Origin of the sequence: Brevundimonas naejangsanensis DSM 23858 (assembly GCF_000421705.1) — a bacterium.
Lineage (GTDB): Bacteria > Pseudomonadota > Alphaproteobacteria > Caulobacterales > Caulobacteraceae > Brevundimonas > Brevundimonas naejangsanensis.
Map to the genome: position 1 here is coordinate 1345936 of NZ_ATXN01000002.1, position 12394 is coordinate 1358329.

Sequence of the window (12394 nt, forward strand, 5' to 3'; positions counted from 1 at the left end):
GGGGCTGCTTGGTTCTGCTGTCGCAGGCCCCTCCACCACTTCGTGGTCCCCCTCCCCACGATGTGGGGAGAAGAAAGTCGCCTTATTTAGCGACGCACGCCCAGTTCGCGCAGCAGGCGCGGCTGGTTGTAGACGTTGCGCAGGGCCTCGGTGACGGCGGCGGTCGAGACCGACACCGTGCGGTTCAGTTCGCCGTCATAGCCGAACGAGCCGCCCAGCGAGTGGATGTTGCCGTCGAAGGCGGCGCCGATCACTTCGCCCTTGGCGTTGATCACCGGCGAGCCGGAGTTGCCGCCGATGATGTCGTTGGTCGAGACGAAGTCGTAGACGACATCCTTGTTGATCCGGTCCTTGGCCGCCAGGAAGCGCTCGGAGGCGTTGAACGGCTCGGCGCCGGTGGCGCGCTCGTACAGGCCGCCCATGTAGGTGAAGGACGGCACGGTGACGCCGCGATAGGTCCAGCCCTTCACCTGGCCGTAGGACAGGCGCAAGGAGAAGGTGGCGTCCGGGTACAGGTTGTCGCCATAGACGGCGAAGCGGGCCTGCGCGACCTTTTCGGCGGCGCGGGCGGTCGGAGCGTTGACGCCGGCGTCCCATTGGGTGCGGACGGCCTGGGCGGCGTCGTCATTGGCCAGGACGAAGGCGATCATCGGGTCGCCCGAGGCGGCCAGCTGCTCCGGCGTCATGGCCAGGGCCTGCGCGCGGAAGGCCGGGTCGATCAGGCGGCTCTGCACCAGGCGCGCGGCGATGGTTTCGGGGCTTTCAGCGCCCAGCATGGCCTTCACATCGGCGCTGTCGACCGTCAGATATTCGCGGGTCTTCAGCATCCAGTGCGACAGCTGGATCTCCTCGACGCCGACCGGGATCGGGGCGTCCGAGGCCAGGCGGCGGCCCAGGGCGGCGATGTCGCTGTCGGCGTAGCCGGCGCGGCGCTCGGCGGCGAGCTTGGCGCGCTCCTTCGACGCGCGGACGATGGCGCGGGCGTAGGAATACAGGGTCGAGCCGCCGCCGGCGTTCGCCTCAAGCTGGCGATAGGGCAGATAGAGGTCGCGGGCGGTCGCCTGCACCTTCTCCAGATCGGCCCAGGGGTCGCCGATGCGCTCGGCCACGGCCGGGTCGGCGGCGACGCGCTGGCGCAGCTCGGCCTCTTCCTGGCGCTTCTTGGCCATGAAGGCGGGGTCCGTCAGGGCGCCCTGCTGGCCGTAGTAGACCTTGAAGCTGTTCTCCAGACCGAAGATGGGGTCCAGAGCGACGCGCTTTTCTTCCTCGCCCAGGGTCGAATATTCGACCAGACGGCCGCGCAGTTCGGCGCTCTGGATCAGGGTGATGGGGATCTGCTGGTCGCGCAGGCGCTCCAGCTGGCTCATGGTCAGCAGGCGCGAGGTCGAGCCGGGGTTGCCGGCCACGAAGGTGGGCTCGCCGTCGGTCGGAGCGTTGGGGTTCCACTTCAGGTGGTTGGGCGAGGCGACCGGCTTGCCGTCCTCATAGGCGCGCAGGAAGGCCGCATCGAGGGCGTAGCGCGGGAAGTTGAAGTTGTCCGGGTCGCCGCCGAAGAAGGCCGCCTGGAACTCCGGCGCGAAGGCCAGACGCACGTCCTCATACTTGCGGAACTTGTACAGGGCGTATTTGCCGCCGCGATAGAAGCTGATGACCTGACACGTCAGCTTGCGGTCGTCGCCGCAGGCCTCCTTCTGGATCGCGTCGATCTCCGCCGAGCGGGCGGCGACGAAGGCCGCGCCTTCCAGACCCGAACCAGCGCCCAGCACGCGATCGGTGACGTCGGTGATGTCGGTCAGGACCTCGGCCGTCTGGCCGGGGCAGGTCTTCTCTTCCTCGCGCGTGGCGGGCATCCAGCCGTTCTTGACGTAGTCGTTCTGGGCCGTCGACAGGTCCTGGACGCACGAGATGACGCAGTGGTGGTTGGTCAGGATCAGGCCTTCACCCGACACGAACGAGGCCGAGCAGCCCTGCAGGCGCACGGCGGCGTTGCGGACGCGGTCCAGCCAGGCCTGGTCGATGCGCGTGCCGTACTTCTCATTGACCGTCTGGATCGGGAAGCTGTCGAAGGTCCACATCCCCTCGTCGGCGCGCGCGGCCGAAGCGGGGGCGTTGACCACCACGGCGGCCATGCCGAGGGCGGCCAGCGAGGCGGTGAAGGAAAGGGTGCGGCGAAGCGACATGGGCGTCTCCGTGAGGCGGGACACCACGCCCACGCCTTGCTGTCCGCCGTCACTAGACCCGCAAGGGCCGCGCCCTCAAGCCCCGTAACAAATCCGGCGCAGCCAGCCTTACCCCGATTTAACTTGGCCCAGCGCCCGCAGGCGGTCAGATAACAGCGCAAGTCAGGGGAATGAATACGCGTCATGTCGCTCGCGCTGTCCACGCTGCTCTTCGAGTGGCGCCGCTATATGGCCGCCGTCATGGCGCTGGCCCTTTCGGGGTTGCTGGTGCTGGCCATGACCGGGGTCTTCATTGGCATCGGCAAGGGATTCACCGCCGCCATCGAGCGCTCCAGCGCCGATATCTTCATCATGCAGCCGGGCGCCAAGGCCCTGTTCAGCGGGCCGATGGGCATGCCGCGACGCTTTGTCCCGCTGGCCTATAACCACCCCGAGGTGGTCGAGGTGAAGACCCTCGACATGTCGGGCGGCAATTTCCAGAACATCAAGAACGTCGACCCGACCGCCACGGCCGCCGACCGCGCCAAGCAGGGCGCGCCGCGCCAGAAGAGCGTGCTGGTCAACATCATCGACACGGCGCCCGGCTCGGTCACCATCCCGCGCGACTATTCCGAAGAACTGGTCGAGGCCCTGCGCCAGCCCTTCACCGTGGCGGTGGACGAGACGGCGCTGACGCCGCTGGGCGTCAAACTGGGCGACAAGGCCCTGTTCAACGGCCAGACCGTGACCGTGGTCGGCGTGCTGCGCGGCTATCCCAACATGATGCAGCCGACCATCGTCATGTCGCGAGACTCCTTGCGGATGCTGGGCCAGGCCTTTGAGGGGCCGCGCGTCGGCCCGCTGATGCTCAAGATCAAGGACCCCGCCCGCGCCGAGGTCGTGGTCGCCCAGCTGAACGCCATGGGCAACGGCCAATGGAAGGCCTGGACCCGTCAGCAGCTGGCCGACGCCAACGCCGGCGCCATGTTCGAGGAAGGCATTCTGGTCATCATCATCGGCGGCTGCGTGGTGCTGGGAATCATCATCGGCGTGGCCATCACCTGGCAGACCCTGCGCGGCGCCATCATGGCCAACATCAAGGAGTTCGCCTCGCTGCGCGCCCTGGGCGTCGGCATGGGCAGCCTGCGCCGCATCGTCATGGAGCTTAGCTTCTGGGTCGGAATGGTGGGGGTCGGCGCGGCCATCCTGCTGACCTGGCTGCTGTCGCTGCTGGCCCTGTCCAACGCCGTCATCATCTCCATGCCGCCGATGCTGCTGATCATCGTCGGGGGCGGGCTGATCGCCATCTCCATGCTCTCGGGCCTGCTGTCGATGGGCATTCTGAAGAAGAGCCAACCTGCGGACCTGCTGCGATGAACAAACATACCAAGGTTCACGGCAAGCACGGCGAGTTCGCCCTGGAAGCCAAGGGACTGGTCAAGCGGTTCAAGTCCGGCCGGTCCTATGTCGAGGTGCTGAAGGGCGTGGATTTCGACGCCCGCCACGGCGACCTGACCATGGTCATGGGGCCGTCGGGTTCGGGCAAGTCGACGCTGATCGCCGCCCTGTCCGGCCTGCTGCGGCCCGAGGAAGGGCGCGTCGACGCCCTGGACGTGGACGACCTGTGGAAACTGTCGGGCGGCAGGATCGACAAGTTCCGGCTGGATCACTGCGGCTTCATCTTCCAGGGCTTCAACCTGTTCCCGGCGCTCAGCGCCCTGCAGCAGGTGACGACGGTGCTGAAATATCAGGGCCTGTCGCCGGAGAAGGCCAAGAAGCGCGCCGCGCTCGCTCTCGAGGAGGTCGGCCTGGGCCATCGCCTGCATCAGCGCCCGGCCGCCCTGTCCGGCGGCGAGAAGCAGCGCGTCGCCATCGCCCGCGCCCTGGCCAAGGACCCGCAGATCCTGTTCGCCGATGAACCGACCTCGGCGCTGGACGGCGAGAACGGCCAGGTGGTCATCAGACTGCTGCGCCGGGCGGCCACCGAACACGGCGCAGCCGTCATCTGCGTGACCCACGACCCGCGCCTGGAAGCCTGGGCCGACCGGGTCATCCACATCGAAGACGGCGTGATCATCGACGATCAGCGCCGCACCCCCAATCCCGAAGCCATCCTGGCGTCGCACTGACCCCGATCCCCTTGAGGACCCCCATGCCCGCATTCCTGAAAAACAAATGGCTCTGGATCGGCCTGGCGCTGCTGGTCGCCGTCGTCATCGGCCTGAGCCTGATGCAGAAGGCCGGCGCCGCCAAGAAGGCCGAGTTGGCCGAGGCGGCCGAGAAGAAGGTGGAAAGCCCCTATTCGGCCATCGCCAACGGCAAGATCGACATCGAGGGCGGCATCATCCAGATCGCTGCGCGGCGCGGCGGCGTGGTGCGTGACGTCCTGGTTCAGGAAGGCGACCTGGTGAAGGCCGGTCAGATTCTGGCCCGTCAGGAAGACGACGAGCCGCGCCTGTCGCTGCAGACGGCGACCGCCGATCTGGCCCAGGCCGAAAGCCAGCTGCGCATGATCAATGTCGACATCGCCACGGCCCAGCGCGAGCACGACCGGCTGCAGAAACTGGTCGCCACCAACTTCGTCGCCGCCCAGCGCATGGATCAGGCCCGCGACGCCATCGCCCAGGCCCAGGCCCGCCTCGCCTCGCAACAGGCCGCCGTCCAGACCGCCCGCGCCCGCCGCGATCAGGCCGCCTATAATGTCGAGTTGACGGTGATCCGCTCGCCCGCCGACGGCCGCATCGTGCGCCGCTACGCCAACCCCGGCGCCGGCGCCTCGACCCTGAACGTGTCGAACATGTTCGACCTGGAGCCCGCCGCCCCGCGCATCGCTCGCGCCGAGATCGTCGAGGCCGACATCCCCAACGTCAGCGTCGATCAGGCCGTCGAGATCACCCCCGAAGGCGATCCGTCCAAGGTCTATGTCGGCAAGGTGCTGCGCCGCGCCGCCGTCTTCGGCGCCCGCAAACTGGCCTCGGACGACCCGTCCCAACGCACCGACGAGCGCGTGGTCGAGGTGGTGGTCGCCGTCGACGAGGCCCCGCTGCTGATCGGCCAGCGCGTGCTGGTCAAGTTCATGAAGCCGGGCGAGACGGCGGGCGCCAAGCGCGACAACGCCTCGACCGGCGTGCCCGCTACGCGCGCCATGAAGGCGCCCGCACGGACGTAAGGGCGGATCGGGATGAAGACGGAAAAGGGGCCTCGCGCGGGGCCCCTTTTTTGTTGGCTGATCGCCCTCCTCCCCGCTCATCCCGGCCGACGCCGGGACCCAGTGTTTTGGCCTCACTTGCGGAGGCGGAATGGGCAGGCGCGGTGCACGCGGCTCTCACTGGGCCCCGGCGTCCGCCGGGGTGAGCGGAAGAGAGGAACTCAGTTTCCCGTAAATTCTCCTGCCCGCTTTTCCAGCACCGCGCTCACGCCCTCGATGTGGTCGTCGGTCAGGTGGGCCAGGGCCTGCATGGCGGCGGACAGCTCCAGCATCTGATCGAAATTCATGTCGCGGCCCTGACGCAGCAGGCTCTTGGCCATGCGCAGGGCCTGGGGCGGCTGGGCGGCGATCTGGTCCGCCGTCTGCATCGCCTCGTCCATCAGCGCTTCATGCGGGACGACGCGGTTGACCAGGCCCCACTGCTCGGCCGTCGCCGCGTCGATCGAACGGGCGGTGAACAGCAGTTCGGCGGCGCGGGCGTAGCCCACGTTGCGCGGCAGCAGCCAGGAGCCGCCGTCGCCGGGAATGATGCCCAGCTTCATGAAGGGCACGCCGAAGCTGGCGCGCTCGGAAGCGATGCGGATGTCGCCCAGACCGGCGATGTCGCAGCCCAGCCCCATGGCCGGGCCGTTGACCGCGCTGATCAACGGCACCTCCAGCCCATAGAGGGCGCGCACGATGCGATGGACGACCCGGCGATAGCGTTCGCGGATGGCGGCGCCCGAGCCCTCGAACAGGTCGCGGCGATCCTTCATCGCCTTCAGGTCGCCGCCCGCCGAGAAGGCGCGTCCGGCGCCCGTCATCACCACGCAGCGGATCGAGGAGTCGGCGTTGACGGCGTCGCATGCGGCGGCGAAGGCCTCGCCGTCCTCAAGGTCCGGCAGGGCGTTCAGCCGGTCGGGCCGGTCCAGCGTCCAGACCATGACCGCGCCTTTGCGCTGTTGGACGATCAGACTCATGACGGGCTTCCTCCTTGCCGGTGAAGCCGCCGGTTTCGGCCAGGGCGCGCGGCGATGGCAAGGGCGGAATTGAAAAACCCCGGTCGTTCTGACCGGGGCTTCTGGCTGGATCATCCAGTCTCGCGACTACGCGCGCGGCCGTTTGATCGTTATAGGTACGAAGTTGGACGGGTGGCTGACCACGCGGTCGCCGGCGCCGTTCATCTGCTTCGTATTCACCAGCATCCCGCCGAACAGGGCGAAGGACATCATGGCGTGCTGGAGATTGCGCTCTTTGTTTTCGTTCATTTTTGGCGTCTCCTTTCGTTGAACGATGAAAGAAGACACGTCGTGCTTTTTGGGACTCTCACCCTGTCAGTCGTTTCGCGTCGAGGATGAATATAGCCGCCCGGCGCGAAAAGTCAAGAAATTATAGTCCGTTCCCGGACTCATTGTTGCGATACCGTCACGAACCATGTCCGCCACCCCCGCCTCCCCCCCGCCCCGCTCCATCGCCAGCCCCTGCGTCATGGTCTGCACCGTCGACGGCGCGTCGGGCCTGTGCCTGGGCTGTCTGCGAACGCTGCAGGAAATCGCGACCTGGAGCCGGATGACGGACGAGGGCCGCACCGCCGTCATGGCCGAGCTGCCGGGCCGCAAGAGCCGGATCGACCCCAGGCTGTTGGGCGAGTGAGCCGGGGCGATCAGCGGTCGGGCGTCAACCTTTCGTTCGCCACGTCGCTTCACCGCATGGGAAGACCCAGGCGGCATAGTCCGCTTCATGATCCGCTTTGACCCGCGCTCCGCTGTCGTTTTCGCCGCCGCCCTGGCGTCGGGCTGCGCCTGCATCGGCGCCCTGATGTGGTGGGAAGGCCCGGCTCAGGCCTACGCCGCCGTGGCGCTGAAGGAGGCGCCGTCGGTGACGCGCGCGGCCGACGGCCACTATTGGGCCGAGGCCACCGTCGAGGGACGGCCGATGCGGATGCTGGTCGATACCGGCGCCAGCGTGGTGACGCTGAGCCGCGCCGACGCCGAACGGCTGGGCGTGCGGCTGAAACCGCACGACTTCAACCAGACGCTGAACACCGCCTCGGGCCAGATACCAGCCGCGCGGGTGCTGCTGACCTCCCTGTCGGTGGCGGGGGTGGAGATGACCTCGGTCGAGGCCCTGGTGATCGACCGCGACATGCCCGCGGCCCTGCTGGGGATGAGCTTTCTGGGCCGTCTGTCGGCCTTTGAGGCGCGGCCGGACGGGCTGATCCTGAGGGGCTGATCCTGAAAGGCAGACTGGGCCTCAGGCGCGGGAGCCGAAAGGCACGACCTTGTTGTCCCGGTCATGACCGATATCGGCCAGCCCCAGATAGGGAATGCCTGAGCGTACGCACCAGTGACGCACGATCTCCTCCGCCGTCAGGCCGAAGTCGGGGTCATTGGCCGTCACGTCGGACACGCGGCCCAGACGGATGCCCGCCACGCGGCGGATCGAGGCCTGGCCTGTCAGGTGGAACATCATCCGGTCGACGCGATAGAGGGCCTCGGACACCTCTTCCAGCATGACGACGTGGCCGGTCAGATCCGGCTCGATCTCCGTGCCGACCAGTTCGTTCAGGATGGTCAGGTTGAAGCCGACGGCGGGTCGGGGGTCGCTCAGCAGGGAGGGCTCCAGCGAGGCCGGGTCGCCGCTCCGTAGCCAGTTAACCGCCCGAAGACCCGCGGCGTCATGACGCGACCCGTCCGAGGCCATCGGTCCGTGCGCCACATGAGGAAAGCCCGCACGATACAGGGCCGCCAGCAGGCTGCCCGCGTCGGAATAGCCGAGATAGCGCTTGGCCCAGGCATGGGCGGTCAGTTCGGGGATCACCGCCTCGGCGATGCGGCAGGCGCCGTAACCGCCGCGCGCGAACCAGACGGCGTCGATGTCGGGGTCGTTGGCCGTCTCGACAAAGGCGCGGGCGCGGGTGGCGTCGTCGCCGCCGAAATGGCCGTGGACGTCATGGAGGGCCGGGTGCAGCACCAGTTCGACCGCGCCATCCGGCCACTGCGCCGCCGCCCACGCCCGGATCGCCTCGCCCCGCGCCGGATCGAGACGGGAGCTGGCGTTGACGACGCCGATTCGGAACGGTCTGGTCTGCATGGACGGGGTGGCCTTGAGCGTCTTGCGTGCTAGTCAGACCGGACATTCCCCGCTTTCCCGCATTGAAATCAAGCCGATGAACAAAGACTACTTCTTCTGCGGCGTTGGCGGCTCCGGCATGATGCCGCTGGCCATGATCGTTCAGGCGCAGGGGAACCGAATCTCAGGCTCCGATCGGGCGCTGGATCAGGGCCGCACGCCCGAGAAGTTCGACTGGCTGCGCGCCCACGGCGTCGCCCTGCACCCGCAGGACGGATCGGGCGTGTTCAGCGCCGATCAGGTGGTCGTCGCCACCGGCGCGGTCGAGGACACCGTGCCCGACATCGGCGCGGCCCGGCGTGTCGGCGCCGTCATCAAGACCCGGCCCCAGCTGCTCAGCGAACTGTTCAACGCGGCCCCGACCTCGGTCGGCGTGGCGGGCACCAGCGGCAAGTCGACCATCACCGGCATGGTCGCCTGGATTCTCGATCAGGCGGGGCGCGCGCCGACCGTGGTCAACGGCGCGGTGATGAAGAACTTCGCCAGCGCCGCACAACCGTTCGCCAGCGCCCTGATCGGCGGACCAAATAACGAGACTGGGCTGTTCGTGGCCGAGGTGGACGAGAGCGACGGCTCCATCGCCCGCTATGATCCGACGGTCGCCGTGGTCTCCAACATCTCGCTGGACCACAAGTCGATGGAGGAGTTGCGCGACCTGTTCGGCGGCTTCGTCGACCGGGCCACGACGGCGGTGCTGAACCTCGACAATCCCGAGACGGCGGCGCTGGCCCAAGAACTGGCGCAGACCCTGCCCCCCGGCAAGGCGATCACCTTCGCGCTGGGCGAGGAAGAGGCCGACATGTCGGCGCACGACCTTCAGCCCCTGCCGACCGGCATGACCTTTGAGCTGCGGGTGCGCGGCGAGGCGACGCGGGCGGCGAGGCTGAACGTGCCGGGCGCGCACAACGTCGCCAATGCTCTGGCGGCGCTGGGGGCGGTTCGGGCGCTGGGCGTCGACATGGATCAGGCGGTCGCGGCGCTGGAGACCTTCAGCGGTATCCGGCGGCGGCTGGAGGTGGTGGGAACGCAGGGCGGCGTCACCGTCATCGACGACTTCGCTCACAATCCGGACAAGATCGCCGCCACCCTTAAGACCCTGCACTCCTTTGACGGACGGTTGCTGATCCTGTTCCAGCCGCACGGCTTCGGCCCGCTGAAGCTGATGCAGCAGGCGTTCATCGAGGGCTTCGCCGGGCTGATGCGGCCCGACGACGTGCTGCTGATGCCCGAGCCGGTCTATTACGGCGGCACCACCGACCGCAGCGTCGGCAGCGAGGACATAGCGGCCGGCGTGCGCGCGGCGGGGCGTCAGGCGCTGGCGCTGGCGACCCGCGCCGACTGCGGCGACCGCATCGTGGACATGGCCCGTCCCGGCGACCGGGTCGTGGTCATGGGGGCGCGCGACGACAGCCTGTCGACCTTTGCGGCGGAACTGCTGGCGCGCCTCTGACTGTCCGCCATCAGATCAATCGTCAAATTAGCCTTGCAAAACATTCATTTCCGGCAAATCGCCTGTTAAGCGCCCTGACCTAACCCTGCTCTGGCAAGACGCAGGAGACGGCTGGGAAATGGCCAGGATCGGAGATTTCGTGGACGCCTCGGCGCCGATGGCGCCCGACGCCCTGGGCGCAGAGGCGCTGGCCCGGTTCGAGGCTGAGCCCGAAACCCTGGTCATCGCCGTAGCCGACGCCGAGGGACGGCCCATCGGCCTGATCGAGCGCAACGCCTTCACCCTGAAGCTGGCGGCCGAGTTCGGTCGCGCCCTCTATGTCCGGCGCCCGGTCTCGGCGCTGATGGACCCGGCGCCGATGGTGGTGGAGGCGGACGCCTCGGCCGACGTGCTGTTCCAATCGATGGACGCGGCCGGTCTGGGCGCCCTGCTGAAAGGATTCATCGTCGTCTCGCGCGGCCGCTATGTCGGGGTGGGCGCAGGGCTGCACGTGCTTCAGGCCGGGGTGGCGATCCACAAACGCCGCGCGGAAGCCATGGCCGAACTGGCCCAGAATCTGGTCCGCGCCGAGGCGGAGGCCCGCGCCTCCAGCCGCGCCAAGTCCGAGTTCCTGGCCGTGATGAGCCACGAGATCCGCACGCCCCTGAACGGGGTGCTGGGGGTGGCCGCCCTGATGGAGCGGCAACTGACGCAGGAAGCCCTGCGCCCGCACGTGCGCACCATTCTGGATTCGGGCGCCAGCCTGCTGCGGCTGCTGACCGATGCGCTGGACATGTCGCGGGCCGAGGCCGGGATGCTGACGCTGGAGCCCGCGCCGCTGGACCTGCAGTCGGTGGCGGCGGACCTGTCGGCCCTGTGGAGCCCGCGCGCCGAGGAGAAGGCGCTGGAACTGCAGGTCGAGGCGGAGCTGACGGCCGCGCGATGGGTCGTCGGCGATGAGATGCGGCTCAAACAGCTATTGAACAATCTGATCGGCAACGCCCTGAAGTTCACCGAGGCGGGCGTGGTGCGGGTGCGGCTGGCGACAGCGCTTCAGGACGGACAGGTGCGGCTGTCCGCGACCGTCGACGACAGCGGCCCCGGCGTCAGCGACGAGGCGGCGCGCGCCATCTTCGAGCCGTTCAACACCGGCGAGGCGGGACGGCAGGGCGCGGGCGCGGGCCTCGGCCTGGCCATCTGCCGCCAGATCGTCGAACGGATGGAGGGGGTGCTGGCGGTCGAGCGTTCGCCTCAGGGCGGGGCGCGCTTCTGCTTCGACCTGCGCCTGCCGCTGGCGCAGGCCGACGGCCGCCGCGATGAGGACCGTCAGGCGGCGCCGACCTTCCATGACACCCTGCATGTGCTGGTGGTGGACGACCACGCCGCCAACCGCTTCGTCGCGGGCAAGGTGCTGGAGTTGTTCGGCTGCACCCATGAGACCGCCGAGAACGGCCGTCAGGCGGTCGAGCGCGCGGCGGCCGCGCCCTTCGATCTGATCCTGATGGATGTGAAGATGCCGGTGATGGACGGGGTGGCGGCGACGCGGGCGATCCGCGCCCTGCCCGGCCCGGCCGCCGCCCTGCCCATTCTGGCGCTGACGGCCAACGCCGATCCGCGCGACGAGGTCGTCTACCTGGCGGCGGGGATGGACGGGGTGGCGCAGAAGCCGATCCAGCCCGAGGCCCTGCTGAACGCGATACGGCTTGTACTGTCGCGCGGCGAGGCGGCGCAGGCGGCCTGAGCGCGCCGAGGCGTCACACCTCGGACCAGCGCCGCAGCAGGTTGTGATAGACGCCGGTCAGTTCGATCACGGCCGGATCCTTGGGCCCCTTGTCGAGGTTGACGCGCTGGATCGCCACGTCGAGGCGGAACAGGGTCTCGCGGTCGGCGTCGTCGCGGATCAGGCTCTGCATCCACATGAAGCTGGAGACGCGGGCGCCGCGCGTGACGGGCGTCACCCGGTGCAGGCTCTTGGACGGATAGAGGACCAGATCGCCCGCCGGCAGCTTGATCGACTGGGCGCCGTACATCTCCTCGATGATCAGCTCGCCCCCGTCATAGTCCTCGGGCTCGGACAGGAAGAGGGTGGCCGACAGGTCGCTGCGGATGCGACAGCCCTCGCGCTGGCGGATAGCGTTGTCGACGTGCGTGCCGAACTCGCCGCCGCCCTCATAGCGATTGAACAGGGGCGGAAAAATCGTGTGCGGCAGGGCGGCCGAGACGAACATCGGATTGGCGTTCAGCGCCTGGACCACCAGAGCCGACACCTCGCGCGCCGGGGCGCTGTCCTCGGGCAGTTGCTGATTGCGCTTGGCGCTCGCCGACTGATGGCCCGACGTCATGTTGCCGTCAGCCCAGGGACCGGCGTCCAGCGTCTGGCGCAGCGCCTGCACCTCGGCCTTGGTGAAGACTTCGGGGATGTGCAGCAGCATGGCTCTCTCACCGTCTGAAAACGCATCGGCCCCGCTGCTGGCGAAAGCGCGGGGC

12 protein-coding genes are annotated in these 12394 nt (G+C 68.4%); 7 read left to right on the plus strand and 5 right to left on the minus strand.

Going from position 1 to position 12394, the window contains the following annotated elements; genetic code table 11:
- Window positions 1-86 precede the first annotated feature (86 nt).
- Window positions 87-2180 carry a S46 family peptidase gene (locus H556_RS0106775; RefSeq protein ID WP_024353721.1) on the minus strand — a complete coding sequence of 698 codons (2094 nt, stop codon included), beginning with the start codon at window positions 2178-2180 and terminating at the stop codon, window positions 87-89.
- A gap of 183 nt (window positions 2181-2363) precedes the next feature.
- On the opposite strand from H556_RS0106775, the gene H556_RS0106780 reads away from it, so the two are divergent.
- The 3 genes from H556_RS0106780 to H556_RS0106790 are packed head-to-tail and all read left to right on the plus strand — an operon-like array spanning window position 2364 to window position 5328.
- Window positions 2364-3536, plus strand: coding sequence for an ABC transporter permease (locus tag H556_RS0106780; protein WP_024353722.1), 1173 nt, complete (start codon window positions 2364-2366; stop codon window positions 3534-3536).
- The gene (locus H556_RS0106785) at window positions 3533-4288 is read left to right on the plus strand and encodes an ABC transporter ATP-binding protein (protein WP_024353723.1); all 756 of its coding nucleotides are present in this window, start codon (window positions 3533-3535) and stop codon (window positions 4286-4288) included. Before H556_RS0106780 ends, H556_RS0106785 begins: the two co-directional genes overlap by 4 nt.
- Window positions 4289-4311: 23 nt before the next feature.
- Window positions 4312-5328: an HlyD family secretion protein gene (locus H556_RS0106790; protein ID WP_024353724.1), complete on the plus strand. Its 1017-nt coding sequence runs from the start codon at window positions 4312-4314 to the stop codon at window positions 5326-5328.
- 200 nt (window positions 5329-5528) lie between these two features.
- Here H556_RS0106790 and H556_RS0106795 read toward each other — a convergent pair whose 3' ends face one another.
- Entirely contained in the window at window positions 5529-6326 is a 798-nt protein-coding gene (locus tag H556_RS0106795) for a crotonase/enoyl-CoA hydratase family protein (RefSeq protein WP_024353725.1), read from the minus strand.
- 126 nt (window positions 6327-6452) lie between these two features.
- A complete protein-coding gene (locus tag H556_RS16465; RefSeq protein WP_167309526.1) occupies window positions 6453-6614 on the minus strand; it encodes a hypothetical protein in 162 nt (53 codons plus the stop codon).
- A gap of 166 nt (window positions 6615-6780) precedes the next feature.
- On the opposite strand from H556_RS16465, the gene H556_RS0106805 reads away from it, so the two are divergent.
- Both H556_RS0106805 and H556_RS0106810 read left to right on the plus strand, forming a co-directional pair.
- Window positions 6781-6999, plus strand: coding sequence for a DUF1289 domain-containing protein (locus tag H556_RS0106805; RefSeq protein WP_024353726.1), 219 nt, complete (start codon window positions 6781-6783; stop codon window positions 6997-6999).
- An 87-nt stretch (window positions 7000-7086) separates the two neighbouring features.
- Window positions 7087-7578 (plus strand): retropepsin-like aspartic protease family protein, encoded by a 492-nt coding sequence (locus tag H556_RS0106810; RefSeq protein ID WP_024353727.1) that lies wholly within the window; start codon window positions 7087-7089, stop codon window positions 7576-7578.
- A 21-nt stretch (window positions 7579-7599) separates the two neighbouring features.
- Here the strand turns inward: H556_RS0106810 and H556_RS0106815 are convergent, their stop codons facing one another.
- Entirely contained in the window at window positions 7600-8439 is an 840-nt protein-coding gene (locus H556_RS0106815) for an LD-carboxypeptidase (protein WP_024353728.1), read from the minus strand.
- A 76-nt stretch (window positions 8440-8515) separates the two neighbouring features.
- Here H556_RS0106815 and H556_RS0106820 point away from each other — a divergent pair, with 76 nt between their 5' ends.
- Both H556_RS0106820 and H556_RS0106825 read left to right on the plus strand, forming a co-directional pair.
- Window positions 8516-9928: a UDP-N-acetylmuramate--L-alanine ligase gene (locus tag H556_RS0106820; protein WP_024353729.1), complete on the plus strand. Its 1413-nt coding sequence runs from the start codon at window positions 8516-8518 to the stop codon at window positions 9926-9928.
- Between the two features lie 118 nt (window positions 9929-10046).
- Window positions 10047-11648, plus strand: coding sequence for an ATP-binding protein (locus H556_RS0106825; protein ID WP_024353730.1), 1602 nt, complete (start codon window positions 10047-10049; stop codon window positions 11646-11648).
- Window positions 11649-11661: 13 nt separating this feature from the next.
- Here H556_RS0106825 and H556_RS0106830 read toward each other — a convergent pair whose 3' ends face one another.
- Window positions 11662-12339: a Fe2+-dependent dioxygenase gene (locus tag H556_RS0106830; RefSeq protein WP_024353731.1), complete on the minus strand. Its 678-nt coding sequence runs from the start codon at window positions 12337-12339 to the stop codon at window positions 11662-11664.
- Window positions 12340-12394 lie beyond the last annotated feature (55 nt).

Coding starts and splice junctions, on each gene's coding strand:
- H556_RS0106775 (WP_024353721.1), bottom strand. CDS start 2,180: ATGTCGCTTCGCCGCACCCTTTCCTTCACCGCCTCGCTGGCCGCCCTC.
- H556_RS0106780 (WP_024353722.1), top strand. CDS start 2,364: ATGTCGCTCGCGCTGTCCACGCTGCTCTTCGAGTGGCGCCGCTATATG.
- H556_RS0106785 (WP_024353723.1), top strand. CDS start 3,533: ATGAACAAACATACCAAGGTTCACGGCAAGCACGGCGAGTTCGCCCTG.
- H556_RS0106790 (WP_024353724.1), top strand. CDS start 4,312: ATGCCCGCATTCCTGAAAAACAAATGGCTCTGGATCGGCCTGGCGCTG.
- H556_RS0106795 (WP_024353725.1), bottom strand. CDS start 6,326: ATGAGTCTGATCGTCCAACAGCGCAAAGGCGCGGTCATGGTCTGGACG.
- H556_RS16465 (WP_167309526.1), bottom strand. CDS start 6,614: ATGAACGAAAACAAAGAGCGCAATCTCCAGCACGCCATGATGTCCTTC.
- H556_RS0106805 (WP_024353726.1), top strand. CDS start 6,781: ATGTCCGCCACCCCCGCCTCCCCCCCGCCCCGCTCCATCGCCAGCCCC.
- H556_RS0106810 (WP_024353727.1), top strand. CDS start 7,087: ATGATCCGCTTTGACCCGCGCTCCGCTGTCGTTTTCGCCGCCGCCCTG.
- H556_RS0106815 (WP_024353728.1), bottom strand. CDS start 8,439: ATGCAGACCAGACCGTTCCGAATCGGCGTCGTCAACGCCAGCTCCCGT.
- H556_RS0106820 (WP_024353729.1), top strand. CDS start 8,516: ATGAACAAAGACTACTTCTTCTGCGGCGTTGGCGGCTCCGGCATGATG.
- H556_RS0106825 (WP_024353730.1), top strand. CDS start 10,047: ATGGCCAGGATCGGAGATTTCGTGGACGCCTCGGCGCCGATGGCGCCC.
- H556_RS0106830 (WP_024353731.1), bottom strand. CDS start 12,339: ATGCTGCTGCACATCCCCGAAGTCTTCACCAAGGCCGAGGTGCAGGCG.